This window comes from Alteromonas sp. G4i13, assembly GCF_054960505.1.
Genome location: NZ_JBHNYX010000018.1, coordinates 34,117 through 60,680, shown reverse-complemented (window position 1 = coordinate 60,680; position 26,564 = coordinate 34,117). Strand labels below are relative to the sequence as shown.

The window sequence follows — 26,564 nt, the reverse complement described above, 5'->3', positions numbered from 1 at the left end:
ACCTACTCTGGCCCGGTAGCTTAAAAAAGTACTCTGACCCCAATTTTCAGATGAGCTCTGCAACACTCTTTAGATAGGCTTTTTGAAGTGGTGTGAAATCCCACTCATTCAAAGCTTCATTAAATTCAAAATTGCCCACACGACCTCGCCAGCGTTCAGTGGGTACTGCCGGCCAATTTTTTATGTACACCAGCTTTCCATGAAGGCAGTGCAACACTTCAATTTGTGGTGATTTGGTATCGGCGTAAGTTACTTTCTCATAGACAATAGCGCCTTCTTCACAATCTTGGCCGAAAAACACAAAGCCGCGATAGCTGCCGCTTTCTGTAATAGTAATGAGCGAAGCATATTCTTTGCTCTTAGATACTTTTCTCAGCGCAGGCAAATAGCCATCGACTCGTTTTATTTGAAGCCCCTGTGATTTGTTGTGCCACTGCCATCCTGAGCTGCCCATAAAAGAAAGCTCGTTATTTTTATCGTTGAAATGGCTTAATGCTTCAAAGGTTTTCCAAGACGCAAAAGTGATAATGCACAGCATTAAAAAACCAGTAATGAAGATGAGTGGCTTTGCCATGTCTCAAGCCCTTAGCATTAGACAAACGTTTGTCTCTTTAGTTACGGACAAAGGTCAAAGCTAGACTTTCATTGCAAAAAAGTAATACGCAGAGAGACAAATGTACTGTGGCCTTAAAGCGTTCTGGTGCTGGCTTAATAACAGGAGAGACGCCGCTTAACGCTTACCTGACATTAAATACAGCGACATAAAAAGCCTCGCGTATTCGTTGTCTCGATAACACCACATCAATGCATTCTAAGCATGAAACCAATTTTGGACAATGATTCAGTAATTACGATTATAACTATCTATTTTGTTCGTTTTAATTGTTTTATTAAATCAGCGACTATCTGTTTAAACGAAAAGCGTGATTAACACCATTTCTTTAATCACACACTGACACCCAATTTTAGTAAGACTAAAAATCGGTGAGAAATAAACAGAAGGAATTCGCAATGAGTAAGTGTCCATTTTCAGGTGCAGCTATAAAACCTACTACGCTAACGTCTAGCAATGGTGCGCCCGTTGCCAATGATAATCAGAGTCGAACAGCGGGGCCACGCGGGCCGGTTACGTTCGACAACCATTATTTGTTTGAGAAGCTTGCGCACTTCAACCGCGAGCGAATTCCAGAGCGTGTAGTTCACGCAAGGGGCAGTGCTGCATATGGCACCTTTACGCTAACTAAGAGCTTATCTGACTACACTATTGCAGACTTTCTGCAAAAAGAGGGGCAAAAAACCGGCGTGTTTTTGCGCTTTTCTACCGTAGGTGGTGGTCAGGATTCAAGTGACTATGCCCGTGATCCTCGTGGTTTCTCAGTGAAGTTTTATACCGAACAGGGAAACTGGGACATGGTAGGAAATAATACTCCGGTATTCTTCTTACGAGATGGCATCAAGTTTCCTGACTTCATTCACAGTCAAAAGAAAAACCCGCGTACGAATTTGCCGGATCCGCAGGCCGTGTATGAGTTTTGGGCGAACAACCCTCAGTCATTACACCAATCGACAATCTTGATGTCTGATCGCGGTATTCCACTTTCATATCGCCATGTGAATGGCTATAGCTCTCATACGTTGAGTTTCTGGAATAACGCAGGCGAACGCTATTGGGTGAAATGGCACTTTAAAACTAACCAAGGTATTAAAACGCTAACTAGCGAAGAAGCGGCAAAGATGCCTGCTTATGGCGCTCAGCAAGACTTGGTCGAAAGCATTGATAACGGCGAATTTCCATCGTGGACCGTAAATGTGCAGATTATGAATGAAGAGGAAGCGCGTAATTACCACATTAATCCGTTTGACCTAACGAAGGTGTGGCCGCACAGCGACTTTCCATTAATTGAAGTAGGGCAGTTGGAGTTAAACCGTAATGTTGATAACTACTTTGCAGAAACTGAGCAAGCCGCGTTCGCGCCGAGCAATTTGGTACCGGGTATTGGTGCGTCGCCAGACAGAATGCTTCAAGCGCGACTAATTGGATATCAAGATGCGCACAGATACCGTATTGGTGCAAACTACAACCAAATACCGGTAAACGCGCCGCGTTGTCCAGTGCACAATTATCAAAGAGATGGAGCCTTTGCGGGAATTAACCCAGCACTTGCAGGAAGTGGAGCCAACTTCTATCCAAATAATCGCGCGCGAGTTGGTGAGCCGGCTGAAGCACCAGAGGTTCAAGAGCCGCCTATGCCGCTAGAGCAAGACGCATGGTTAGATATTTACGATAACCGTGACGAAGATAACTACTCACAGGCCGGTGATCTTTACCGCATTATGAGTGAAGATCAAAAACAACAGCTGGTAAACAACATTGCTGACGGCCTAAGCCAAGCTACTAAGGACGTTCAAGAGGCAATGTTCGTTCAATACGATTTAGCCGACAGCGATTATGGTGCTCGTGTGAGAAAAGCAGTAGCCAGCAAATAGAGTAAATGGGGTCAGAGTACTTTATTAAAATGTACTCTGACCCCTTTTTTACTGGGTAGCGACTAGGGCGTAAACGTGCAAGCGAATGGCCTGAAGTGCGCGTTCTTTCCAATTGTTCCAAGTAATACGGTTGCTAATTTCGTGCTGATTCAACGTAATATAACCATGATTTAGTGCCCATACTTGCATAGCTACATCTTGCTTTTCTTCAACAGACAGATCTTTTTTAATTAACGCAGCGGTAAGCTTAGTTAGCGTGATAAAGGCTTTTTCACCTGCCTCGATAGCTTCATCTGATGGCGTATAGTCTTTCAAATTAGAAGCAAAAATTAGTCGATAATGGGCCGCATGAGTTTCTGAAAACGTTAAAATACGCTCGCATCCATTAATCACTTTTTCTGCCGCAGTATTGCCATCGGATGCCAACATTTCACGCTCAACTAATTCGAAACCTTCGATGTAGAGCGCATCTAAAATACCCTGCTTACCTTTGAAATGGCTATAGATGCCAATCGTTGACATACCCGCACCGTCAGCAATGGCACGCACGCTAAGTGCATTCGTTCCGCCTTTCAAAAACAGTGCTGAGGCAGCGTCTAAGATCTTTTGTCGCGTATCTTTTTTCATTTACACATCATTTACATGTTGCGCAATATAACACCGTTATGTAAAGTGGTTTTATAACGCCGTTATATCTCTTGGTTTAACACTTAACCTGCCTGCCCGCAGGTTGTTCATAAGGACACTATATATGAAAACTGAGCAATTAACCTGCGATTATTTAATTGTTGGTGCTGGCGCGGTAGGGATGGCTTTTGCTGACGTACTACTTCACGAAACTAACGCTAACATTTTGATTATAGATAAAAATGCGAAGCCCGGAGGGCATTGGAACTATGCTTATCCCTTTGTCACTCTTCACCAGCCTTCTGCTTTTTACGGCGTGTGTTCAAAAGAGTTAAATCGTGGCGTTATTGATAAAACAGGATTGAATGAAGGCCTAATGGGATTAGCTTCAGGGCAAGAAGTGAGTGCGTATTTCGATGCCGTAATGAACGAAACATTTTTATCTTCAAACCGTGTGCAGTATTACCCGCTTTGCGAATACAAGGGCAATAAACAGTTTCTTTCTACGTTAAATGGCAAGCACTATAACGTTATGGTTAACAAGAAAATCGTTGATGCCACTTATCTAAACACTAATATTCCGCTTACTCATACACCTAGCTTTACCCGCGATGACGACGTTGCATTTACGCCGGTTAATACAGTAGTTGAAAATATCGAAGGCTTTAACAACTATGTTGTTGTTGGTGGGGGTAAAACGGGTATTGATACCTGCCTATGGCTACTTGAAAATCACGTCGCCCCGCATAATATCCACTGGGTAGTATCGCGAGATGCATGGTTACTGAACCGGAAAAATACCCAGCCTTTAGATGAATTCTTCTTTGACTCTATTGGGGCACAAGCAAACCAAATGGAAGCTATCGCTGCGTCAAGTTCCATCGAGGATATGTTCGACAAACTAGAAGAGCGGGGCGTTTTACTGCGTATTGATAAGAAAGTAAGACCCAGTATGTTTCACGGCGCAACGGTGAGCGAATTAGAGCTTAAAGCCTTACAAACTCTACCATCTGTCGTTAGACAAGGTCGGGTTAAACATATCAGCCGCGATAAGCTCAGATTTGAAGATACAACGTGGAGTATGCCAGATAACGCGTTGGTTATTGACTGCTCAGCTTCTGCACTTACTAATTTAGAGATGAAAGCGGTGTTTGATGGCGACACCATCACCCCTCAAACAGTGCGTGCCTATCAACCTGTTTTTAGTGCGGCGCTTATTGCTCACGTTGAGGCGGCCTACAGCGATGAACAACAAAAGCAGATGCTGACACAAGTGGTCCCGCTGCCTAATCGCGACATCGATTGGTTACCAATGACTGCAGCAATGTTACGAAACATGCAAATTTGGGGTGAAGACCCAGCGCTTAAAGCGTGGATTTACCATTGTCGACTAGATGGCTTTTCAAAAATAGTACACGGCGTGGCAAAAGACGATATGCAAAAAATGCAGGTGTTAGGGCGATTGAAGCAAGCAGCGGCACCGGCCATGCAAAAGCTGATGACTTACATACACAGCTTAAAAGCGAGCGGACAGCTTTAAAAGGTTATAAATATCGATGAAACAGTTTCAAATAGACAAAACGAACCCAAATCGCTTTCGGATAATGCAAACAGTTGATAGCCCTGATAACGCGCAGACAGAGGGTGCTGGAAAGGCAAAAAACGTAGTAATCAAAATTGAAAGGTTCGCGTTTACTGCCAATAACTTGACCTATTATATGGTGGGTGACAAGCTTGGTTATTGGCAGTTTTTTCCACCCATTAATACAAGTAGTAACGAAAACTGGGGTGTTATTCCGGTATGGGGCGTGGGTCAAGTAATTAGCTCTAACAACGATGCGGTAGAAGTAGGAAGTCGTTTCCTTGGTTATTTCCCGCCCGCTGAATATTTGGTTATGGCTAACACTACGGTGACAAACAACAATTTAATAGACTGTAGCCCTCATCGTTTGAAGTTGCCCCAAGGGTATAATGTCTACCGACCACTTCCTTCACTAACGGCCCACGCTAACGCTGAAATAAGCACTAAGCAGCACGAGCAAGAAAACTTTCAGATGTTGCTGTGGCCGCTTTACGCAACGTCCTTTTGTTTATCAGAAGTGGTCGATGCTATACCTGGGGCACAAAGAGAGCAGTTATTAGTATTAAGTGCTTCAAGCAAAACCAGTTTAGGGCTTGTTTTTGCGTTTAAAGAAGCCGGTATTAACGCAATAGGTGTAACCTCTGAAAAGCGTGTTGCATCACTAGAAGCATTGGGTGTATACGGCGCCGTTATTGGTTATGAACAGCTGGACATGTTGCAACTGAAAAGCACTGTTGTGGTCGACATGTCAGGTAATGCTCAGGTCAAAGCATCCATCAAACATAAACTTGGTGAACACCTAACAAGATACATCAGCGTAGGGCTTACTCACTGGCAGGACATTAAGCCGTCAAGCGATGAGGAGTTCTTCTTTGCTCCTGCTCATATACAGCAGCGTATGTCTGAGATTGGGGTTGCTGAGTACCAGAAGTTAAGTAGCGGGTTTGTATCAAAAGCCATTGTGTGGAGCGCCGGTTGGTTAAACGTTAAAGAGCGTGAAGGTTTGAGCGCTCTACAAGATGACTTTAGCGAACATCAGCAAGGCCTCATTCCTTCAAATGAAGGAAGAATATACACACTTGCTTAGCGCGTAACCAGAGCGCCCATATTGAGTTCGAGCGCTTTGATAAAAAGCGCTCGCTCGAGGGTAATATCACACATACTGATTAAAATAATTGGTGACCTTAGGCCATAAATGCTGACATTTACGGGAGAAAAACTTCATGTGACCTATTTCTTTTACGTTGTAGGCCTGTGGATCTAGCTCCTCAACTTCTGCTTCCATATTGGGGAAAACGCTAATCATATCGTGAACGTTATGAATATTAGCAATATCGTCGTCATTGGCGAGCAGCCATTTAGAAGGTATCTGAATGGTGTCGTAGTGATGCTCGTTAACATCACTGCCAAAGCCTGTTTTTACGTAGCCTTTACCGTTACACCATTTTTGCCACTGACGGGCCACTTTTTTAGGTAGTGGCTCTCCCATGCCGACCCACTGAGATTTAGTATGGCCGAACAGTAAATTACTCACGGGAATGTAGAAATTCATGAAGAAATGGGCTTTTAGCAAATAGCTTTTACGCATGTTTCTCAGACTGCCCGAAGAGCTACCAAAATTACAAAAGGCAGTAAGGTCGTGCACATTATGCATCAAACCCAGCAGCTGACCACCTGCACTATGACCAACAAGAAAGTAGGGGACGTTAGGGAAATGAATTTTCAATGTCTCTAGCACCGCTGGCATATCTTGCTCGCCCCATGTTACCAACGACGCATCGCTTTCTTTAACGCTGCTTTTTACCGAACCGCCAATACCTCTGTTATCGAAGGTGATAACACCAAAGCCTTGTTCACATAAATAGGCGGCAAAAGCGCTGTAGAATTGCCGTTTTATACCCGTTGCAGGGCCAATCATAACTGCAGCTTTAGCGGGGGAATGTGGAGTGAAAAGTGAAGCTGCTAGATGAGTACCATCTTCACAGGTTACTTGAATGTCCTTTGTCATCGTCTTGCTCACAAGGCATACCTTAGTTTTCGTTACGCTTCTGGTCATACCAGTAAAGCGCCGATTGTTAAGATTTGCAATAGTACGACTATTTCAATTTCTGATAATTACACATGTTGAACGCAAGTCGCGATTTTCATGTTTTTATGCGCGTGCTTTTGCCGTCTTAACCCAATGCTCAATAGGAGCCGGTTTTCCAAATAAATATCCTTGGAAAATATTGAAACCCATGTCTTTAAGTACACGCAGCTGTGCCTGTGTTTCTACCCCTTCGGCAATGGTCTGCATGTCTAAACTCTTAGCGAGGTCTAGAGTCATCTTAACAATCTTGCGATGTCGTTCAGACGTTTCCACCCTTTCTACAAACTCTCTATCTACCTTTATAACGCTAGCAGACATATCAATAAGCTGGGAAAGTGATGCGTGACCAGTGCCGAAGTCGTCAATAATAATGGTTGCTCCTACATTGGCTAACGACGTTAGGCGTCGCTTAGTCTCGTAATGGCTGGCTAATACAGACGTCTCTGTTAGCTCTAATTTAAGGCGTGCTCCAAGCTCAGGGCTCTCTGAGAAGCGACGTAATAGCTTTTCATAAAAGAGGTCGCTAAGTAATTCTGGCCCCGATAAGTTAATCGCTAGGGGGACCTTGGGTAGGTTGCTAGGCCACTTGTCTAAAAGTGCCAAGGTGCCATCGATAATTTTTTGCGTGAACAGTACTTCCCATTTGTTTTCCTCAACCAAAGGCAAAAACTGAAATGGTTGAAGAACGGTACCAGACTTTGGCTCTTTCAATCTTGCCAGCACTTCGTAGCCCACCGTAACGCCATGGAGCGACACCTGAGGCTGCAAATACAAAGCAAGACACCCATTATCAAGAAGGGCCTTTACCTTATCTTTTTGTTGCGTATTTTCTCGAATAGTTTTCACCGTATTGATACTAAATGAGATGTACGGCGCAAATTCATCGCTTTGGCTTAGCGCTATTGCGCAGCACTCGGCGGCCGCATCTAAACTAATTTCACGACTGGCATGATAATGCCCCGCTCGCCATTTCAGCATATGTTCTACAGTGCCTCGCGCTGAGTTGATAACCATGCTGGTGGGCAATCGACGCTCAAGATAATGTTCTATACTTTGTGTTGAAAGATGTTTGCCGTTTACGGTAAATAAGAATTTAGCGCCAGGGAATTGGTATACCGAGACATCATTTGTAAATTCGCTTTGTAAAAGTGACGCTACGCTTAAAAGCAGCTGGTCACCTTGACTGTAACCGTATTGCAGGTTTACTTCTCTGAGGTTAGCCAGTTTCAGCAGGACAATATGTCGATTTAAAATACTCTCGCTCGACTCCGCTATTTTCCAAAAGTGATGGTTTTTCAGTCCCGTTAGTTCATTAAAATAGTGCTTCTCATACTGCTGCTTCTTGAATGCATCAAACTCCATCAAGCTTTTCTTATTGGCGGATATATCATGGCAGTGGATAAGTTGTTTTTTGTGATGCTCAAGGCTAGCAGGTTGAAGCTTAAATTCTCGTTCGGGTGCGTTAAAAATGGAAGCGTGTTGATTTACGCCCTTTGTAATGGGGTGAGATAAAGAGAAGAGATCTTGAATATATTCACTTTCTGGGCGGTACTTTTTGACTAGCGCTCTTGCAGCCTTGTTAGCCTGAATTATGCGTCCTTGTTCGTCACAAAAGAAAGACGGTGTACCACCATTGTTAAAAATTTCCTGATAACGGCTAACAAGTTTATTAAGCTTTTTGCTTTGTAATAAATTGTGCTCAGACTGTTTTTCTAATGACGACATGACCCGCAGTACAGCCATTGGAATGCAGAAATTGAAAAACAGGAAAATTAACGATGCTAAATACGTGTGGGTATCCGGCAATGTAATATCAATGCCGAACAAAGGAGATACTTGCGTATTGTTCAGCAGTAAATAATACGGAATGAGATTGAACAGCATGGTCGCAATGGATGCTTTCACCCCATACAAAACTCGAATAATAATAGGCAGCGTAAACAGCAAAAGTAAGCCATAACGCGCTGATTCTAAGTCTATTGTGAAGAAGAGTATGCACAGAGAGGCTCCAACTACCGCTAAGACTAAGCAAGCAGAAGCGATCTTTATATGCTTCAAGCCTATCGAAAGTGTGGCGAAGAGAAAGGCAGTGAAGCCCAGCGTTAAGTACATAACATAATAAAGTTCCTGTACATACGCAGTATATGAAGAGTGCGCCACGATGGCCGAGGTAAGGACAACGCCAATGAGCAGAATAGTGCGCAGCACACTGAGGCGCCACACGTCAGCATCGGTGGTTCTTAGGTTATCTTCATCAACTAAAAGATAGTGTTTTAAAATTCTTATTGTTCGAGAAATCACTAGTAAACCGCTGACGTTTAAATAAGTTCAATACTAGAGTGTTGCAAATAATTCACGGGAGTGAATGGTTTAATATAACCCTTTGCTAATGTTAGTGGTAGCAATAAACATAGTCATAACACTAATATATTCAATATGATAAAAAAAGGAGAGGGAAGTTTCCTTACTAATTAACAATAAGGAAACGTCTTAATTGATTGAGCTTAGTGCGTAGGGCCTTATACCGATAAAGTGAATACTTTAGAGTTACGCTGGAAGTTATACAGCTCTTTCTTCACGGCAGGTAGCGCACTTATGTCAGCAGGTTCAAACCCTTGCTCTAAAAACCAGTGTGCGGTAACTGTGGTCAGTACAAAAATGCTGTTAATACCGGCTTCTTTAGCACGGGCGCGCACTTCATCTAAAATCCGTTCGCCACGGTTTTTGCCTCGATAGTCTTGATGGGTTGCCACGCAGGCTAACTCGGCACAGCCGTCTTCAGGGTATAAATACAAGGCTGCACAGGCGATGATCATGCCGTCGCGCACTATCACTATAAACTGGTTAATTTCGTTCTCTAGACGCTCACGAGAACGCTTTACCAATACGCCGCTTTCTTCTAGTGGTTTTATCAGCTTTAAGATACCGCCCACATCTTCGATGGTCGCTGCACGCAGTTGTTCATAATGATGTTCCATTACTAGCGAGCCCGTACCGTCGCGAGTGAACAGCTCTTGAAGCAAGGCACCGTCCTTTTCAAAGCTGATGCAGTGGGCACGAGGCACACCTGCAGCAACGCTGGTGGTAAGGGCACTTAACACCGTATCTTCGGTGGTAATGTCGCCTGCCATGATCAACTGCTCTAGTTGAGGGCGTTCAATGGTGCGAAGTAAACGACCTTCGCGGTTGTATACACCATCAAAATTCGAAAATACGATCAGCTTGTCAGCTTTAAGGGCTATAGCCGCCTGCGTAGCTACATCTTCGTGAGATAAGTTGAAAACTTCTCCTGTTGATGAATAGCCCATAGGCGATAGCAGCACAATTGAGCCATCGTTTAAATGATCGTTAATGCCGGTCGTATCAATACGGCGCACTAAACCAGTGTTTTCAAAATCAACGCCGCCTCGCACGCCCATTGGTTTGGCAACGACCAAGTTGCCCGAGCACACGCGTATTTGCGAGCCGTGCATAGGTGAGTTTGGTAGCCCCATAGTCAATAAGGCTTCTACCTGAGAGCGTACCGAGCCGGCGGCATCTTTAACGCACTCAAGGGTTTGTTTGTCGGTAATGCGTACACCGCTTTCAAAGCGACCTTCGATGTTGCGAAGGGCTACGCGCTGATCAATCTGAGGGCGGGCACCGTGCACTACGACCACGCGCACGCCCAAGCTGTTAAGCAGGGCAATGTCGTGAATAATATTAGGGAAATTAGGATGTTCGATGGCTTCGCCACCGAACATCAAAACGAAGGTCTTTCCCTGGTGAGCATTAATATAGGGCAGTGAACTGCGAAACAGTTTTATGCCGTCATGATGCGCTAATACCATCTAAGCAGTTCCTTGTCGCTACCCTTGCTTATCCAAGTTTTCCAGCTCTTGATACAGTGCTTTCGTCACGGTTTCTTTGCTGGTGCCGCCCAAGATATTGCGTTGATTCACGCCGTACTCTAGCTGTAGTACCGGGTATACGTCGTCTTCAATTTTGTCGCAAATCGCCTGCATGTCGCTTAGTGGTAAATCTTCAATGGCACAGCCTTTGTCGATGGCCTGAAGCACAACGCGTCCTGCAATATCGTGGCCTGTTCTAAACGGTACACCTTTACCTACCAGATAATCGGCAAGTTCAGTGGCGTTAGAGAACCCTTGGGTTGCCGCAACACGACAGCGCTCTTCGTTTAACTGCAGTGAATCAAGCACTTCGCTGGCAATACATAAACAAATATGCCACTGATTAACCGTATCGATAGCGCCTTCTTTGTCTTCTTGCATGTCTTTATTATACGCAAGAGGAAGGCCTTTCATGGTAACTAGCAGGGCCTGCAATGAGCCAAACACACGGCCACATTTGCCGCGCATTAATTCAAGCGCATCAGGGTTTTTCTTCTGCGGCATAAGCGATGAACCAGAGGTTACACTATCGCCAAGCTGTAAGAATCCTGCTTCGCCAGAGTTATAGAAAATCATGTCTTCGGCAAGACGTGACAAGTGCATCATGCTAGTGCTGGCTACAAATAAAAGCTCTAGCACAAAGTCTCTGTCCGACACAGCGTCTAGGCTGTTAAGGCATGGAGAATCAAAACCCAGTTCTTCAGCAATGGCGTGACGGTCTACAGGGAAAGTAGTACCTGCCAATGCGCCTGAACCTAAAGGGCACTGATTCATGCGTACTTTCAAGTCGTCTAAACGGCTTAAGTCACGCTTTAGCATTTCAACGTAAGCCAAGCACCAGTGTGCAAAGTGAATAGGCTGTGCACGCTGTAAGTGGGTGTAACCTGGGATGATCGCTTCTTGATGACGGCTAGCGGCATTAAGAAGCGATTTGATCACACCTAAAACATCAGCGCGAAGTGAGGCAATATGTTCACGTACCCACAAGCGAAAGTCGGTGGCAACCTGATCGTTTCGGCTACGCCCAGTATGAAGCTTACGACCAATATCGCCAAGTTTCTCTATAAGCGCAGCTTCAACAAAGCTGTGAATGTCTTCTTCGCTAGATGCGTTAAAGTCTAATTCACCTGCATCAGCTTTCGCTTTTAACTCGCTCAATGCAGACTCAAGCTGGGCTTGTTCATCAACGGTCAATACGCCTGCTTTTTGCAGCGCACGCGACCAACTGATAGAGCCTTGAATATCTTGGCTTGCCATAACTTGGTCAAACGGCAGCGAGTCGTTAACCTGTTTAAACATACTACTTGCACCGGATTCAAACCGGCCACCCCACAACGCCATGTGATGCTCCTTAAATGCTGTTCTGACTTAAGCTTTACTATTGTAGGTAAAGCTTATTGTTCACCTTGTTTTTTCAGTGCTTCGATACGACTTGAAAGGCTGAACAGGCGGATAAAGCCTTCAGCGTGCTTCTGGTCGTAAACATCGTCAGCACCAAAGGTGGCAAAGTCTTCAGAGTAAAGGCTGTTCGGCGATTTACGCTGGGTAACCGTAGCTTGGCCTTTATAAAGCTTAACCACGATATCGCCTGTCACTTTCTTAGCAAAAGACGCAGCGCCAGCAAGCAGTGCATCGTTAAGGGCAGTGAACCAACGGCCGTCGTACATCACGTGTGAGAACTCAAGACCAATCTGCTCACGGTATTTAAGCGCAGCTTTATCTAGCACCATAGTTTCTAGGGCTTTATACGCTTTAAGCAGTACGGTGCCTCCTGGGGTTTCATAACAGCCACGTGACTTCATACCAACAAGGCGGTTTTCAACAATGTCGATACGTCCAACGCCATGCGCCGCAGCAACAGTATTAAGTTTAACTAGCGCTTGATACGGCGAGAGTGCCTCACCATCAACATGAGTCAGTTTACCTTCGTCAAAAGACAGGGTTACGCGCTCTGGAGTATCAGGTGCATCTTCAGGATCAACGGTCATGGTCCACACTTGCTTGGTAGGCTCTTGCCATGGATCTTCAAGCTCGCCGCCTTCGTGTGAAATGTGCCATGCGTTTGCATCGCGGCTGTAAATTTTTGTTGCTGACGCCGTGGTTGGAATATTGCGCTCAGCTAGATAAGCCAATAGATCTTCACGGCTTACCATGTCCCATTCACGCCATGGCGCGATTACCGTAAGGTCTGGGGCTAGGGCAGCAAAGGTACTTTCAAAGCGTACCTGGTCGTTACCTTTACCCGTACAGCCGTGGCATAGTGCGTCGGCACCTACTTTACGCGCAATCTCAACTTGCGCTTTGGCGATAACCGGACGTGCCATTGACGTACCCAGTAGATATTCACCTTCGTAAACCGCACCGGTAGTGATAGTTGGGAAGATATATTCGCTTACGAACTCTTCTTTCAAATCAACAATGTGGCATTCGCTTGCGCCAGATGCGATAGCTTTTTCATGAAGACCTTCTAGTTCTTCATCACCTTGACCCACATCTGCTGCAAACGCGACAACTTCACAGCCATAGTTTTCTTTAAGCCATGGAATGATGGCTGATGTATCAAGCCCGCCTGAATAGGCCAGCACGATTTTTTTAACGTTTTGCATCTAAATAATCCTTCTAAGCGTCTTTGTAGGCGTCTTTTTAAGCGTTAAGTAATTGAGTAAGAATGGCGTTTTGGCCATGCATTCTATTTTCGGCTTGCTGCATTAATAGCGATTTATCGCTATCAATCAACGAGCCCGTAATTTCTAAATCGCGATGGGCAGGTTGGCAGTGCATAACGTAGCTAGCACCGGTTGCTTCCATCAACGCTTCGTTTACCTGATAAGGCATGAACTTTTCTTTGATCACTTCAAGTGGCGTCTCGTCACCCATTGAAAGCCATGTATCTGCATAGATAACGTCTGCACCGTTAGCAGCACTAAGCTCTGTGCTTTCAACAATCGATACACCCGTTTTCTCGGCAATCGCTTTGGCTTGCGCCACAATTTCAGGTGCCGCTTCGTGCCCCTCTGGCGTGACTACAACTTGGTTGCAACCTAGCAGCGCCCCAACAATTAACAGAGAATGGGTTACATTGTTGCCGTCGCCTACATAGGCCATGGTAAGACCTTCGGTTTTGCCGAAGCGTTCAAACATTGTGAGGTAGTCGGCAAGGCCTTGGCATGGATGATATTTATCACACAATGCGTTGATAACGGGCACATTTGCTGCCTTAGAAAAGGTTTCCAGCGTCTCGTGAGAAAATACACGAGCGACTATGGCGTCAGCCCAACATGCAAGGTTAGCGGCGGTGTCTACTGCGTCTTCACGGCCTGCTAATTTGCCCGACTGCACATCTAAATACACCATGTGGCCGCCAAGCTTGTTGATACCAATATCGAAGCTAACGCGGGTTCGCAAAGACGGCTTTTCAAACAGGGCAACAATTGACTTCCCCGCTAGCACGTTGCTGTAACTTGCTGGGGCTTGTTTAATTTCTACAGCCAATTGCAGCAAGTTTTTCATTGCGTCGGGTGTCCAGCCTGCAAAGGTTAGTAGGTCCTGTTTCATTGTACTTCTCCGGCATTGCCTTTTGTAAAGTCGGTGTGGGGTAAATCAGCGTTTTTTGACGGTGTATTTGTCAGTGCTGAGGGCAGTATTTGCGTGCCCGTTTTTTTATTTAAAATGTCGTTGATGTCGGCGGCCCAACTCGCGATATACACTGCGCGGCCTAAATTCTCCGCTGAGGCGAGTGCCGCATCCACTTTTACTTTCATCCCGTCGGTAATAACGCCTTCATCTGCGTACTTCGATATGCTTGCAGCGCTAAGTTCGCTAATTAGCAATTTGTCACCATCAAGCACACCGTCAACATTGGAAAGGAGTAAAAGTTCAGCGTTAAGAAGCTCGGCAATAACCGTTGCGGCTTGGTCGGCGTTTACATTTAGTAATCTGCCTTGTGGGCTTGAACCAATAGAACTGATAATCGGTAGTGTTGACTGGGCTAATACGCTTTTTAGAAATGATACATCTGCTGTTGACGGTACGCCCACTGCGCCGTATTGGTCAGCTAGTGGCTCACACACCACCATATTGCCGTCTAACAACGACAAACCAACAGGGGTTAAGCCTGAAGCCAAAGCCGCTGCGCATAGCTGCTTATTGGCAGAGCCTGCGAGTGCTCCACAGATATAAGGCATATGTTCATCGGGCGTAACCCGAAGGCCATCTATTTTTGTGCTTTGAAGACCAAGACTCGCCATAAGCGTTTCCACTAATGGTCCGCCTCCGTGAACCACTACGACGGGGCGTGTGGCCTGCACGTCTTTTACGCTTAGAAATAAACGTGTCATTGCGGCGGTGTCGTCGAGTAATGCACCGCCAACTTTAATTACAATTGGTGAAACACTCATAGTACTAACCCTGTCTCTACTGGTTGTTTCGTCATTATGTTAAGGCACTGTATTGCCTGAGAGGCAGCACCTTTCATTACGTTGTCGATTGCAGCGGTAATCACTGCGTATCCAGATGCTTCATCTAATTTCCAGTGCAGATCAACAAATGGGGTATGAGCAACGTCATCAATTTTTGGAAAACTCTTGCGCAAACGCACAATGGGTTTATCAGCATAGGCGTCAGTGTACGCTTGTTCAAGTTGTGCGCTGGTGGTACCAGCTTTAACCTTAACGGTTACGGTCGCCAAAATTCCTCTTTTAAAATTACCTAAGTGCGGCGTAAAGATAACTGGGGTACCCAAGTAAGCTTCAATTTCAGGGGTATGGCGGTGACCTAGCACACCGTATGCTTGCAGGCTAACCTCAAAAAAGCTGGTGTTTAGGCTGGCTTTCCTGCCTGCACCCGATACGCCGGAAACAGCGTTAATTACTGGGCGTACGCTTTCATCTAGTAAATTATTGTGAGCAAGAGGTTTAAGTGCACTAAGGCTCGCAGTGGGATAGCAACCCGGCACAGCGATAACGTCGGCAGAGGCAATTTGCGCTTCGTGCCACTCGGCAAGGCCGTAAACAGCTTGAGCCAAGCTTTGCTCTTGCGTATGTGGAAAGCCGTAGAACTGTTCGAAGACATTGGTGTCTTTTAGCCTGAATGCACCCGACAAATCGAGCACTTTGGCTTTGCCCGAAGATAGGACAGGCATCCAGTCGTGGCTCGCCTCGTGAGGAGTGGCAAGAAAGATAAAATCGACACCGTCAGCCATTTCTTTTAATGCCGCATCCGAAATAGGCGTCAGTGTGGCATTAACGTGAGCCAAGTTGCCGTGAAGCTCTGCAATATTTTTACTCGCATCGCTACTATTCTCAGACACATAAGTGCCCGCCAATACTAGTTTTGGGTGCTGAATAACTAACTGAACAAGTTGTGCCCCTGTGTAACCACTGGCACCAATAATCGAAACGCTGTACATAATCAAAAATTCAATAAAAGGAGAAAAAAAACACTTTTTACCTTTGTAAACTGGTTGGGCGTAAATCCTTGCCTAACCGCTACCACATTACAAAGGTAAAAAGTGTGCTACCGCAAAAGCATAGAAAGGCGCACGCATCGTCGTACGCTATGCATCGTGTAGCCAGCCAGGGGAGAGGTAAACTCTTTATCGTTGCCAGTGGTTGAACCAACAACGCGAGTTGGTTGTGTCATCATCAATTCCTATCAAGTCGCAACTCAAAATTATGAGTTGGATGCTTTAACCGTCGACTAGTGTATCTAATCTGAATGTTTATGCAATAAAAATGTATAAATATTTTATTGGGTGGTTGCGGCGACTACGCCACAAAAAATATAACTAATAATATATTTATAGTTGTGACAGTAAGTTGACAAGTTACGCAATAGAACTGAATATTTATACTCACTGTACGATATGGTTGAGTGGAAATGTTTACCAGTAATGCACGTCGTTCATCATTAATGCTTGATATGACTAGTTACAGTGTCTAACCATGCAAAGCTGGTAAATTGTTACCGTATGTCGACAGTGGCCGTGAGTATTGGTTGTTAGGATTAACTCGGAAAATAAAATGGGCAAACTTACCTTGGCGCTTGTTGCGCACGATCATAAAAAGCCTGAGCTACTTGCTTGGGTTAAGCAGCACATTGATGTGCTCAAACAGTGTAATTTAGTGGGAACAGGCACAACAGGCGGTTTAATTGCCAATGAAACGGGGCTAGAAGTTACGCGCTACAAAAGTGGCCCGCTTGGTGGCGACCAGCAGATAGGAGCACTCATCGCTGAGAACAAGCTAGATGCACTTTTCTTTTTCTGGGATCCGCTAAACCCAGCGCCTCACGACCCTGATGTTAAAGCGCTGCTACGACTGTGTTCGGTATGGAATGTGCCAGTTGCCTGCACACCCGCCACAGCTGACTTAGTAATAACGTCGCCGCTTTTTCTGTCACCCGACTACAAGCCAGTTAAACCGAATTTTTAAGATTGGTTAAATCAACGGCCTTGTAGTTTGGTGGGCAGAAGGTGGTCTTTAGGTTAATTGAAACCTCGTTGAACGAACTGGTAGGCAGCATCTGCTGCCTTGTTGGTTATTTCGGCGGTTATATCATCAGTCTGAATAGATGCGGTGGCATCACTCGCCTGCGTTTGTGGCGCACCTGAAATATTAGCACTTACCTTACTGTCGATGCTTGGATTGCTAAAAACTGACGCGAGTAAAGACTGCCCCATCGACCACATATTGTTTGAGATGCTTTGTCCTGTCACATTCTCTACGGTCAAATCGATAGCGTTATACATTAATCCGCCTATTCCGCCATATAAAAAACTTCCCGCCAAGCTTGCTGCCGCGGCCGTGTGATTTGACGTGGTTGCTTCATAAATATCCGAAACTATGGGTAGGTGATTTGCAATGTTTAACGCATCAAATCCGTCTTTAAGATCAAGCCCATCGTCTCCGAAAGCGCCGGAATACAAATTATCGAAGAGTGTTGGAGTAGTATCACTTTGATTATTGGCAGCCGTGTTGCTATCACCATTTCCCAGAACGCTAGTAGTAGCATTTACGGACGTATCATTGTTGGTAACTAGCGATTGAAATACATCGTTTTGCAATGCATTTAACAGCGTGCCTTGCATGGTGGCAATTGCATCATCTGATAAAACCCCATTGACGCTACTCGTACCAGAAAGCAAAGATAATGCGCCTTGAACATCGCTGGCTGTGCCGGTAAGTATATTAGATTGTGTTGAGAGATTAGCTTCGCCTGATATTTTGCTGTCGATTGCATCAGCTTCATTCGGTTGATTCTCTATTGCGAGTAACGATGCGAACAAAGACGGCAAAGACTGGCCGCTGGTTGCCGCTTCATTGGCTACTTCTGTTGAATTTGCCGATTTATTTTCAATGTCAGCAGTATGTAAACCAAATTTTGAAAGTAGTGCGCTGACGCCATTTTCAGCAGTGTTAGTTGTTGTGTTTTCTAAGGCCATAACATCCCCTTACCCGCAGGCATATATTTGATTTGTAAAGGTTTTGCAAATAAGTCAAGTGAACGAGATTTCTTTTAATTTGTTCGTTTACACTTGCTCCCGTTAGGTCATGGATGGCACTTAATTTACACACTGCATAAAAACTAATACTGAGCAATGTCATGAAAGTTCGATGCCATATACACACACTAATCGCAATCTTTACACTTGGTGGTTGTGCCCAAACACTCACTGACGAAGAACAGGTTGTTCAAAGTAGCCCTACCAACCCAAATGTGTCGCAACGAGCTGTAAAGCCTGTTGAGGAAGAGCCGTCGCCTGGCGATCCCCGTTACTCCCCCCCTAGGATGGAGCCAACGTCGACCTTGCATGTACCCACGGGGTCGCTATTTAATCCTGAGCACTCTGTAGGGCTTTATGAACGCCACGCAAGCTTCAAAGTGGGCGACATGATTCTAGTTAAGCTTGAAGAACAGACGCAGTCGGAGAAGTCGCTCGATTTTAATACAGATAAAAACACATCCTTTGATTTGTCTCCCGTCACACTAAAAGTGGGGGGAATTCGAATTGACGAAGATGACGTTGAGGTGGAGCACGAACAGGACAGTGAGTTCGCCAGCTCTGCTAAAACTAAGCAGTCAAATTCGATGAGTGGCAGCATTACCGTGTATGTTACGGGAATAACGCCGGCAGGGAATTTACTGGTAACGGGTGAAAAGTGGATAACGATGAACAGAGGAAAAGAATACATTCGCTTTTCAGGAGAGGTCAGAAAAAAAGATGTGGATGAAAGTAATACCGTATTGTCTTCAAAAGTCGGCAACGCATTAATTGAGTATAGCGGTACGGGTGAGCTGCAAGATAATCAGCAGCGAACAGTGATTGGCAAGCTGTTTTCAATATTTGGATAAGCGCTATGAAAGGCACTATTTTGCCAAGCTTACGCATCAGTCTTACTGCTGTGCTGGTACTACTTCCTTCTTTGGTTACTCAGCACGCATGGGCTCAATGGGTACAGGGTGAAGCTACGATGGCACTCGCTGGCGCAGAACTTAGCGACGTGAGAACCAGCGCCATACAAAATGCTATTGCTGATGCGGCTTTTCGCAGTGGCAGTACCATTTCCGCGCAGGATATCACGGTAGACGGGCTACTCCTTTCCAGCAAAGCCGAAATTCGTTCTCAGGGCAGAGTTCAAAGAGTAGAGATCATAAGCGAAACACTCAAAGATGACGCGCTTACAGTGGTGGTGAATGTAAACATTACGCCTCTGTTCAATTGCACTAACAACGGACTTGCCCATCGCATTTTAGTGACCGAATTTCCTTTAACATCGCCTCAACAGGCCGCGACTGGCATGCTCTATTCATTTGGCAGCCACGTGTCTCAACGATTTGCTCAGCAACTCAACGGTCTTTATCAAAGTGGAGATGTAAGCCAGATTCCTGTTTCTCTTATTAACGCTAACACCTGGTTAACCTCCAGTCTGTCAGACATTGATTTAACGACTATGTCGACTTTTCTGCGAAGTGAATATGGGCAGCAGTTCGTGGTATTCGGGTTTGTAAAGGACATTTCTCTTTTCGAACAGGTGTCGCAGGCTACCTCGGTATTTGAAACTGATGGTGTCGCGCTTCGCCGGAATTTTACCGTTCAGGTTTACGTGCTCGACACTTTCAAAGCCAAGGTGATTTTTAATGATAGCTATCACAGCGAGGCCGATTGGCCCTTTTCTCAACATTATTCGGTGGATATGAGCAACAGCTTGTTGTGGCGCAGTGATTTTGGGCGCATGGTCCTCAATACGGTACACGCTGCTATTACTGACATTCACGCGGCACTTCAGTGCGAAACGACTTATGCGCAGGTCATTGATATCTCGCCTGACTACATTGCTATAGATCTGGGTAAAAATAGTGGGTTAGCCGTGGGCGATGAGTTTTCATTGGTTAAGCAACGGGCGCTGCCTGCGTTGGGCTTATCAAGAAAGCCGGGACTGTTTTCAACGAAGACTTTGACTTTGCAGGTGTACGAAGTTTCTGATGACGTCAGCTTGCTTAAAGCGGAGTCAGGTAGTGATAGCGTACATATTGGTGACTTTGTCACGCCGTTAACTCTCTCGGCGAAACGTAGTTTAAAAGAAAGTCAGCAGGTTGGAAGCCAGCCATAAAAAAGGCTGGCCAAGGCCAGCACTTTTTACGGTGGGTTAGGGTGTTACTGAATACTAAGAACGCAGTAAGTCACGTAGCTTTCGACCTTCTTCGCGCTGCGCTTTTAACTCAGCTTGCTGTTCAGGCGTTAGTACTGCAAACATGGCCTGGCGCTGTTTGGCCTTTTCAACACCAGCACTGACAAGGTCGTCTTTGTACTGGGCAACAAGAGCGTTCCAAGAGTCTTGTGAGAAAGACGAGCTTCTAATCAGATCGCGCTGGGCTTCCTTGAAGCTTCGCAACGTTTCTCTATTGGCTTTGGATGTATCCTTGAATGATTCACGAAGTTCAGCAAGATTTGCCAGCTGATCATCGGTCAGGTCAATGCCTTTAAACGGCGTGCCATCCCGCTGGTGATCTCTGTCGCCTCTTTCACCTTTACCGTGACCACGGAATTTTTTGCCTTTGCCTTCATCATCCATACGTTTTGCAAATTGTGACTTTTGCTCGTCAGACGCGTTGCGTCGCTTATCGCCTCTCGCCGCTCTTTTTTGATCTCTACTTTCTTCGCGTGCCAAGACTTTCGCTTGCTGCTCTTCACTTAGCACGTTAAAAATATTGTGGCGTAGTTGCGCAAGCGCAAAGTGTTTCGACTCACGCTCTTCAAGTTGAGTTTGTATAAAGGTGCTGATTTGTGCCTCAGAAGCAGTTTCAAAATCGAAACTTGGCTTCTCACTATCGTGATTTTCAGGTCGAGGGTTAGCGTCTTTAAATGCGCTTATGAGTGTTTTTATCTCTTCGCGTTGTGCGTCGCTTAAGCTTAAACCGCGAAGGTGTTTAACAATTTCTTTAACCGGTTCGTGGTGACGCATACCAGGGCCTGCTGGCTGAGCCAACGCAAGTCCCCCTAAGCTAATCGCCGCTACAGTTGCACTAGCAATTAATAACTTTTTCATTGTCGTCTCCTTTTTGTTCGGACACGTTAATCCTAGCGCGATAAATACAAAAAGCAGTCAACACACTGTAAAGCTTCTGTAAAGGTGATGCCGTTTTGTAATTGTAAAGGTCTGAAAAGATATAGTATGCGTTTGTCAGTGTTTTTCGTTTAATTTAGACAAGACTCACCACAAGCGCAGGTTGAAGTTTATAAAAATTACAGGCACTTTCATGAATCAAAGGTCAGCAGTTCCAACCGTTAAAGAGTTTAATACCATGAGTTCAGATTTTCATTTGCAGTCTATCCTTGTTATTGATGATGACCTTGAGCTAACTGAAATGCTCTCCACGTACCTGTCGAGTATGGGTTATCAAGTGCAAGTGCGTAACGACGGCGAAGAAGGGTTATCTGAAGCTGTATCTGGACGACATTACGATCTTATTTTATTGGATGTGATGATGCCAAAGATGGATGGCTTCGATGTGTTGAAAAAACTTCGTGTCAGCCATAGCACGCCTGTACTTATGTTGACAGCAAGAGGCGATGATTACGACCGCATTTTAGGTCTGGAAATGGGCGCCGATGATTATTTACCGAAACCGTTTAACCATCGTGAGCTGGTGGCGCGAATAAAAGCGATTGTGCGTCGTCATAATCTTTCCTCAACGGGAGGAGCGGTGGAACAAGATTTATTTGTGAATGGCATCTTTTTAAGCCCAAGTAGCCAGCTCGCTAAAGTAGACGATGTGGAATTAACGCTAACCACAACTGAGTTTTTAATTTTGCGCTTACTAATGCTAAATGCCGCTCAGCGGGTAACGAAAGAAGAAATAAGCTTAAAGATACTCGGTAAGCCACTGCAAGCTTTTGACAGAAGCATTGATATGCATGTTAGCAATCTGCGAAAGAAAATCAGTGCAGTAGCCGTAGATGAAAAAATAAAAACCATCCGCGGAGTAGGGTACATGTTAATTGTTGGAAGCCATTAATGGTAAAACTGTTACGCAGCATCAGCCCAACGCGGGCCATCATGGGCCGTTTGTTTCTGTGGTTTTGGGCAACGTTCATTGTTACATCGCTTTTGGCCATTTGGGGAAGTCGCCTCTTTTTTGAAGACCTTCAAGTTGTGCAAATAAAGCCTCGCGAAGTAGAAGATTTAAATCAAGCCATTGAGCGGATGCAGCGTGGGCGCTTTCAGGACCTACCGTTACATGAGACGCTAGATCGCAATTCACGTGGCGTGAGAGGTCGACTGGTTGCGGTAGATATTCGCGACAACCGCCTTATTTCAGGTGGAGGCCCTCCGCTTCGTGACAACGATAAAGAAGATTTACTGCGTTTGGTAAATCAAACCTCCCCGATTGCAGTAAAGCGCGGCGCATTCAAAATTCTCGGCCCGGTTTTCTTCGAGCGAGACAATTCACGCTTTGCGCTTTTTGCGGTAAAGCTAGATATGCCCGAAAAGCAAACTCCTCCGGTTCTGCTGTTTTTGGCGATTGCACTTATTACTACCACGCTTTTGAGCTGGCTATTCGCCAAAACGCTGACCAACCCTATTTTGCACATTCAGGGTTCAGCAAAACGTTTAGCAAGCGGCGACTGGCAAACGCGGGTGGGCAAGGCTGCCAAGCGTCAGGATGAGTTAGGTCAGTTGGCGCGCGATTTCAATAAAATGGCTGAACAGCTCGAATCAATGTGGGGCGCACAAAAGCGATTATTGGCCGATGTGTCTCACGAACTTCGTTCACCCCTAGCGCGACTGCAAATGGCGCTAGGTCTTGCCCATCAGCAAAATGTAGACCCTGCCACGTTATCTCGTGTTGAGCGGGAGGCTGATCGTATGGAAGCGCTGGTAAGCCAATTACTTACTCTTAGTCGTGCTGAAGCTGGCGAAGCCAACATGCAAAAACACGCTTTGTCTTTAGTACTCAACGATGTGCTTACCGACGCTAACTTTGAAGTGGCAAACAAAAACAAGCAGCTAAAAATTGACGATATACCCAAAAAGACGGTAGTCATTGACAGCATGATGTTTTGTCGCGCTGTCGAGAATGTTCTTCGCAATGCCATACGCCATAGCAAACTCGTCACGCATATTGCGTTTAGCGAAGATGCGCAGCATTGGTGTATTCACATTACAGATGACGGCGACGGGTTAACCATTGAGGAATGTGAGCGTATATTTTCACCGTTTTACAGGGCAACTCTTGCCAGAGAGCGTGAGTCTGGTGGTGTAGGCTTGGGGTTATCCATTGCAAAAGCGGCAGTTGAGTTGCATCATGGTCGCATAATCGCTGAACCTGCTGAGCGCGGTGGGCTACGAGTTACTATGTCATTTCCGAAGTTATGATTGGGAACGTTGATAGCACTCCGTAGCCTAACAAAGAGCGCAATTTGACTGTAATAGGGTATTTATGAACTGGACGTTCACGTCTGAAAATAACTTAGCCAGCACTTTTGCCACGTATATCAATCCCTTCTGGCAAAACAGTGTTACTCAGGGCCACTTCTCTGGGAAAGACAATATCAAGGTACGCTTTGCGCACTGTATCCCAGAATCGCCGCGAGCTACCATTGTAATATGCTCTGGTCGAATCGAATCTTATTTAAAGTACAAAGAGTTCATTTACGATCTCTATCAAAATGGTTTCGCCGTATTCATCTTAGATCACAGAGGCCAAGGCTTGTCAGACAGGATGACCCGTGACCCTCAGCATGGTTATGTTGCCGATTTTGACGACTACGTTGATGACTTCGTTATGTTCGTAGAAACTATTGTAAAGCCACTGCAGCAAGGCCCGTTACAGCTGGTATGCCATTCGATGGGGGGCGCCATTGGTGCACTCACGCTGCTGCGTCTTCCGAATTTGTTTTCAAAAGCCGTTTTAGCTTCACCCATGTTTGGCATTAAACCCGCTCTGCCCAATTGGTTGGCGAATGGCTTAATTCGCACAGGCCTTGCGGTAAACAGGATGAAAAAGAAAGATGCGGGGTACTTTTTTGGTCAAACCCCTTATATCGCGTTTCCTTTTTCACTTAATAAGCTCACCCACAGCAAAACCCGCTATGCCCTATTTCGTGAACTGTATGACGAAGAGCAGGATATTCAGCTTGGTGGCGTGACTACAGAGTGGTTGGCAGCGGCACATCAGGCTATGAACAAAATTGAAAGTAGCGCACGCGCTATTACAACGCCCTCGCTTGTATTAAGTGCAGACGATGACGCGATTATTGATAATAACCGTCAACGCCGCGTGGCGCAGCTTATGCCAAATGCAAAACTTGAAATAGTGCCCCGCGCTTACCATGAGCTATTCACCGAGTCTGACGACATTCGCGAGCGCTCTGTGGCGCGTATTCTCGACTTTTTGACAGAAGACTCGTCTACATAAGTGCAGCCGCAGCTAACATTTAGTTTGGTGATCGTACTTAAGAGCAGCGCTTTCTATTTCACTGGTAATAAAAGTGTGTGCAAGGGTGATGAAGAATGGCGTTTCGGTATAAAATAAACGAGTTGTTAACTGTGAAGGTAATTTAAAAAAGCATGCTCGATATCGTACTCTATCAGCCAGAGATCCCGCCAAATACGGGAAACATCATCCGCTTATGCGCAAACAGTGGCTTTATGTTGCACTTAATCGAGCCCTTGGGCTTTGAATGGGACGATAAACGCGTTCGACGCGCAGGTTTAGATTATCACGAGTTTGCTCACGTAAAGCGCCACGCCAATTTAGACGCTTACCTAAATGATGCTAAGCCAAAACGGGTATTCGCTTGCACAACGAAAGGCAAAGCATTTCACAGCGATGTGTCTTATCAAAAAGGCGATGCGTTAATTTTCGGACCGGAAACCCGAGGTTTACCAGACGACTATATTCAATCGCTTCCCCCAGAGCAGCGTGTTCGCATCCCTATGTTGCCAGACAGTCGTAGTATGAACTTGTCTAATGCAGTATCGGTATTTGTGTATGAAAGCTGGCGTCAGTTTGGTTACGAGGGTGCTCGTTAGTACTTTCTTCAACGCTTACTGTTTTGCTAAAAACTCTTTTAATCATTCAAATCAAAAGCTTATTCAGCCTTTAAAAATGTCTGTAAAGATAGCGTAAATGTAAAGATTGTCTCTCGTGGCGAATCTTTACATTCGCTATATTGCATTCAGTTTTTTTTATGGATCGAATGCTTTGAAACTCCCTCTACCCATTAAAGTACTGCTCATTGCAATTATTGTGTTTGTGCCCGCTTATGCTGTTTATGCATGGCTATACTCACCTCAGACAAATACCGAATATCTCTTTCAAGGTGCAAAGATACGAGACATCGAATTAAATTTGGTGTCTACAGGTCAGCTTGAGCCCAAGCGCTACGTAGAGGTAGGCGCGCAGGTTTCAGGTCAGGTAGACAATATTCACGTAGAAGAGGGGGATATTGTTAAAGAAGGCGATTTGCTGGTAGAGATCGATGCCCGTGTATTTGAAACACAAGTACAGAACTCTCAAGCGGCGCTGGACAGCAAAAAAGCACAGCTGGCTCAGCTGCGGGCAGAGAGAGAACTCGCCGAAGTGAGAGCGCAACGCAATCAAAATTTGTTTAAGCAAAATGCAGTCAGCCAAGATGTAGTCGTAAGCAGCGATACAAACCTTAAAGTTATCGATACCAAGATCACGGCGAGCATCGCACAGATTAAAGCCGACGAAGCCTCGCTGGAAGGGGATATTACTAAGCTCGGGTTTGCAAAGATATTCGCGCCAATATCCGGAACTGTAGCCACCTTACCGGTGCGTGAGGGGCAAACCCTGAATGCTAATCAAAACGCCCCCGTGTTGCTTCAAATTTCCGATTTATCAGTAATGACCCTACGCGCAGAAGTGTCTGAAGCCGATGTGCAGAAAATAAAGCGCGGCATGCCAGTCTATTTCTCTACCTTGGGCGATAACAAAACCTTCTACCACTCTACCGTTCGTCAAGTGCTACCTACACCCACTGTACTTAATGACGTAGTGCTATACCAAGTGCTAATCGATGTTGAGAATCCTGATCGCACTTTAATGGACGCTATGACTACCCAAGTGTTCTTTGTGCAAGAGCAGGTGAAAGGCGCGCTTTCTGTGCCGTTAGCGGCAGTAAAAGGACGAGCTCGCAATCAATTCGTGATGCTTAAACAGGGCGATGAGGTGGTTCGCACGCCAGTAAAAGTAGGCATAAAAAATAGAACCCATATTCAAATTATAGAAGGCCTATCAGAAGGTGATGAAGTGGTTGTGGGTCTAGCAGACGGCACCGCAATGCCGGCCGCGGGCATGCGCAGAGTTCCGGGTGGGCAGCCGCCATCAGGCCCACCGCGCCGCCGTGACGGATTCTAAT

Annotated in this window: 23 protein-coding genes; 11 read left to right on the top strand and 12 right to left on the bottom strand. The window is 45.5% G+C overall.

All coding sequences use genetic code 11. The annotated features are described in order from the left end of the window. Positions 1-46 precede the first annotated feature (46 nt). Positions 47-574, bottom strand: a complete 528-nt coding sequence (locus tag ACFI6J_RS10810; RefSeq protein ID WP_156085837.1) for a hypothetical protein — start codon at positions 572-574, stop codon at positions 47-49. Between the two features lie 437 nt (positions 575-1,011). Between ACFI6J_RS10810 and ACFI6J_RS10805 the strand changes: the two genes are divergently transcribed. Continuing rightward, positions 1,012-2,487, top strand: a complete 1,476-nt coding sequence (locus tag ACFI6J_RS10805) for a catalase (RefSeq protein ID WP_462586106.1) — start codon at positions 1,012-1,014, stop codon at positions 2,485-2,487. Between the two features lie 48 nt (positions 2,488-2,535). Here ACFI6J_RS10805 and ACFI6J_RS10800 read toward each other — a convergent pair whose 3' ends face one another. Then, complete coding sequence (locus tag ACFI6J_RS10800) at positions 2,536-3,114, bottom strand: TetR/AcrR family transcriptional regulator (RefSeq protein WP_462586104.1); 579 nt, start codon at positions 3,112-3,114, stop codon at positions 2,536-2,538. A 124-nt stretch (positions 3,115-3,238) separates the two neighbouring features. On the opposite strand from ACFI6J_RS10800, the gene ACFI6J_RS10795 reads away from it, so the two are divergent. Further along, on the top strand, positions 3,239-4,654 hold the full coding sequence (locus tag ACFI6J_RS10795) for an NAD(P)-binding protein (protein ID WP_462586101.1): 1,416 nt from the start codon (positions 3,239-3,241) through the stop codon (positions 4,652-4,654). 16 nt (positions 4,655-4,670) lie between these two features. Continuing rightward, positions 4,671-5,783, top strand: a complete 1,113-nt coding sequence (locus ACFI6J_RS10790; RefSeq protein ID WP_462586099.1) for a DUF2855 family protein — start codon at positions 4,671-4,673, stop codon at positions 5,781-5,783. A gap of 66 nt (positions 5,784-5,849) precedes the next feature. Here ACFI6J_RS10790 and ACFI6J_RS10785 read toward each other — a convergent pair whose 3' ends face one another. From ACFI6J_RS10785 to argC, 8 genes are all read right to left on the bottom strand, one after another. Then, positions 5,850-6,704: an alpha/beta hydrolase family protein gene (locus tag ACFI6J_RS10785; RefSeq protein ID WP_014948047.1), complete on the bottom strand. Its 855-nt coding sequence runs from the start codon at positions 6,702-6,704 to the stop codon at positions 5,850-5,852. Between the two features lie 144 nt (positions 6,705-6,848). Further along, entirely contained in the window at positions 6,849-9,086 is a 2,238-nt protein-coding gene (locus tag ACFI6J_RS10780; protein ID WP_039225080.1) for a bifunctional diguanylate cyclase/phosphodiesterase, read from the bottom strand. 218 nt (positions 9,087-9,304) lie between these two features. Next, positions 9,305-10,615 (bottom strand): amino-acid N-acetyltransferase, encoded by a 1,311-nt coding sequence (gene argA, locus ACFI6J_RS10775; protein ID WP_075177760.1) that lies wholly within the window; start codon positions 10,613-10,615, stop codon positions 9,305-9,307. An 18-nt stretch (positions 10,616-10,633) separates the two neighbouring features. Continuing rightward, positions 10,634-12,016: an argininosuccinate lyase gene (gene argH, locus ACFI6J_RS10770; protein WP_462586096.1), complete on the bottom strand. Its 1,383-nt coding sequence runs from the start codon at positions 12,014-12,016 to the stop codon at positions 10,634-10,636. Between the two features lie 53 nt (positions 12,017-12,069). After that, positions 12,070-13,281, bottom strand: a complete 1,212-nt coding sequence (locus tag ACFI6J_RS10765) for an argininosuccinate synthase (protein ID WP_110289422.1) — start codon at positions 13,279-13,281, stop codon at positions 12,070-12,072. Positions 13,282-13,318: 37 nt separating this feature from the next. Beyond that, the gene (locus ACFI6J_RS10760; RefSeq protein WP_239300316.1) at positions 13,319-14,230 is read right to left on the bottom strand and encodes an ornithine carbamoyltransferase; all 912 of its coding nucleotides are present in this window, start codon (positions 14,228-14,230) and stop codon (positions 13,319-13,321) included. Beyond that, positions 14,227-15,072, bottom strand: coding sequence for an acetylglutamate kinase (gene argB, locus ACFI6J_RS10755; RefSeq protein WP_462586093.1), 846 nt, complete (start codon positions 15,070-15,072; stop codon positions 14,227-14,229). The genes ACFI6J_RS10760 and argB overlap by 4 nt, the downstream gene beginning before the upstream one ends. Continuing rightward, positions 15,069-16,082, bottom strand: coding sequence for an N-acetyl-gamma-glutamyl-phosphate reductase (argC, locus tag ACFI6J_RS10750; RefSeq protein WP_462586091.1), 1,014 nt, complete (start codon positions 16,080-16,082; stop codon positions 15,069-15,071). The genes argB and argC overlap by 4 nt, the downstream gene beginning before the upstream one ends. 613 nt (positions 16,083-16,695) lie before the next feature. Here argC and ACFI6J_RS10745 point away from each other — a divergent pair. Then, positions 16,696-17,106, top strand: coding sequence for a methylglyoxal synthase (locus ACFI6J_RS10745; RefSeq protein WP_014948054.1), 411 nt, complete (start codon positions 16,696-16,698; stop codon positions 17,104-17,106). Between the two features lie 53 nt (positions 17,107-17,159). Here ACFI6J_RS10745 and ACFI6J_RS10740 read toward each other — a convergent pair whose 3' ends face one another. Further along, complete coding sequence (locus ACFI6J_RS10740) at positions 17,160-18,116, bottom strand: hypothetical protein (RefSeq protein ID WP_462586089.1); 957 nt, start codon at positions 18,114-18,116, stop codon at positions 17,160-17,162. 161 nt (positions 18,117-18,277) lie between these two features. Between ACFI6J_RS10740 and ACFI6J_RS10735 the strand changes: the two genes are divergently transcribed. Both ACFI6J_RS10735 and ACFI6J_RS10730 read left to right on the top strand, forming a co-directional pair. Further along, a complete protein-coding gene (locus ACFI6J_RS10735; RefSeq protein WP_014948056.1) occupies positions 18,278-19,027 on the top strand; it encodes a flagellar basal body L-ring protein FlgH in 750 nt (249 codons plus the stop codon). 5 nt (positions 19,028-19,032) lie between these two features. Then, positions 19,033-20,286, top strand: a complete 1,254-nt coding sequence (locus ACFI6J_RS10730; RefSeq protein ID WP_462586087.1) for a flagellar assembly protein T N-terminal domain-containing protein — start codon at positions 19,033-19,035, stop codon at positions 20,284-20,286. 54 nt (positions 20,287-20,340) lie between these two features. Here the strand turns inward: ACFI6J_RS10730 and ACFI6J_RS10725 are convergent, their stop codons facing one another. Next, positions 20,341-21,222: a Spy/CpxP family protein refolding chaperone gene (locus ACFI6J_RS10725; protein ID WP_039225068.1), complete on the bottom strand. Its 882-nt coding sequence runs from the start codon at positions 21,220-21,222 to the stop codon at positions 20,341-20,343. A gap of 256 nt (positions 21,223-21,478) precedes the next feature. Here ACFI6J_RS10725 and ACFI6J_RS10720 point away from each other — a divergent pair, with 256 nt between their 5' ends. From ACFI6J_RS10720 to ACFI6J_RS10700, 5 genes are all read left to right on the top strand, one after another. Further along, positions 21,479-22,192 carry a response regulator transcription factor gene (locus tag ACFI6J_RS10720; protein WP_039225152.1) on the top strand — a complete coding sequence of 238 codons (714 nt, stop codon included), beginning with the start codon at positions 21,479-21,481 and terminating at the stop codon, positions 22,190-22,192. Further along, positions 22,192-23,553, top strand: coding sequence for an ATP-binding protein (locus ACFI6J_RS10715; protein ID WP_014948060.1), 1,362 nt, complete (start codon positions 22,192-22,194; stop codon positions 23,551-23,553). Before ACFI6J_RS10720 ends, ACFI6J_RS10715 begins: the two co-directional genes overlap by 1 nt. A gap of 64 nt (positions 23,554-23,617) precedes the next feature. Beyond that, complete coding sequence (locus ACFI6J_RS10710) at positions 23,618-24,595, top strand: alpha/beta fold hydrolase (protein ID WP_039231048.1); 978 nt, start codon at positions 23,618-23,620, stop codon at positions 24,593-24,595. A 152-nt stretch (positions 24,596-24,747) separates the two neighbouring features. Further along, a complete protein-coding gene (trmL, locus tag ACFI6J_RS10705; protein ID WP_069943632.1) occupies positions 24,748-25,212 on the top strand; it encodes a tRNA (uridine(34)/cytosine(34)/5-carboxymethylaminomethyluridine(34)-2'-O)-methyltransferase TrmL in 465 nt (154 codons plus the stop codon). Positions 25,213-25,384: 172 nt separating this feature from the next. After that, positions 25,385-26,563, top strand: a complete 1,179-nt coding sequence (locus ACFI6J_RS10700) for an efflux RND transporter periplasmic adaptor subunit (protein WP_207198711.1) — start codon at positions 25,385-25,387, stop codon at positions 26,561-26,563. The last annotated feature ends 1 nt before the right edge of the window (position 26,564 follow it).

Coding starts and splice junctions, on each gene's coding strand:
- ACFI6J_RS10810 (WP_156085837.1), bottom strand. CDS start 574: ATGGCAAAGCCACTCATCTTCATTACTGGTTTTTTAATGCTGTGCATT.
- ACFI6J_RS10805 (WP_462586106.1), top strand. CDS start 1,012: ATGAGTAAGTGTCCATTTTCAGGTGCAGCTATAAAACCTACTACGCTA.
- ACFI6J_RS10800 (WP_462586104.1), bottom strand. CDS start 3,114: ATGAAAAAAGATACGCGACAAAAGATCTTAGACGCTGCCTCAGCACTG.
- ACFI6J_RS10795 (WP_462586101.1), top strand. CDS start 3,239: ATGAAAACTGAGCAATTAACCTGCGATTATTTAATTGTTGGTGCTGGC.
- ACFI6J_RS10790 (WP_462586099.1), top strand. CDS start 4,671: ATGAAACAGTTTCAAATAGACAAAACGAACCCAAATCGCTTTCGGATA.
- ACFI6J_RS10785 (WP_014948047.1), bottom strand. CDS start 6,704: ATGACAAAGGACATTCAAGTAACCTGTGAAGATGGTACTCATCTAGCA.
- argA (WP_075177760.1), bottom strand. CDS start 10,615: ATGGTATTAGCGCATCATGACGGCATAAAACTGTTTCGCAGTTCACTG.
- argH (WP_462586096.1), bottom strand. CDS start 12,016: ATGGCGTTGTGGGGTGGCCGGTTTGAATCCGGTGCAAGTAGTATGTTT.
- ACFI6J_RS10765 (WP_110289422.1), bottom strand. CDS start 13,281: ATGCAAAACGTTAAAAAAATCGTGCTGGCCTATTCAGGCGGGCTTGAT.
- ACFI6J_RS10760 (WP_239300316.1), bottom strand. CDS start 14,230: ATGAAACAGGACCTACTAACCTTTGCAGGCTGGACACCCGACGCAATG.
- argB (WP_462586093.1), bottom strand. CDS start 15,072: ATGAGTGTTTCACCAATTGTAATTAAAGTTGGCGGTGCATTACTCGAC.
- argC (WP_462586091.1), bottom strand. CDS start 16,082: ATGTACAGCGTTTCGATTATTGGTGCCAGTGGTTACACAGGGGCACAA.
- ACFI6J_RS10745 (WP_014948054.1), top strand. CDS start 16,696: ATGGGCAAACTTACCTTGGCGCTTGTTGCGCACGATCATAAAAAGCCT.
- ACFI6J_RS10740 (WP_462586089.1), bottom strand. CDS start 18,116: ATGGCCTTAGAAAACACAACAACTAACACTGCTGAAAATGGCGTCAGC.
- ACFI6J_RS10735 (WP_014948056.1), top strand. CDS start 18,278: ATGAAAGTTCGATGCCATATACACACACTAATCGCAATCTTTACACTT.
- ACFI6J_RS10730 (WP_462586087.1), top strand. CDS start 19,033: ATGAAAGGCACTATTTTGCCAAGCTTACGCATCAGTCTTACTGCTGTG.
- ACFI6J_RS10725 (WP_039225068.1), bottom strand. CDS start 21,222: ATGAAAAAGTTATTAATTGCTAGTGCAACTGTAGCGGCGATTAGCTTA.
- ACFI6J_RS10720 (WP_039225152.1), top strand. CDS start 21,479: ATGAGTTCAGATTTTCATTTGCAGTCTATCCTTGTTATTGATGATGAC.
- ACFI6J_RS10715 (WP_014948060.1), top strand. CDS start 22,192: ATGGTAAAACTGTTACGCAGCATCAGCCCAACGCGGGCCATCATGGGC.
- ACFI6J_RS10710 (WP_039231048.1), top strand. CDS start 23,618: ATGAACTGGACGTTCACGTCTGAAAATAACTTAGCCAGCACTTTTGCC.
- trmL (WP_069943632.1), top strand. CDS start 24,748: ATGCTCGATATCGTACTCTATCAGCCAGAGATCCCGCCAAATACGGGA.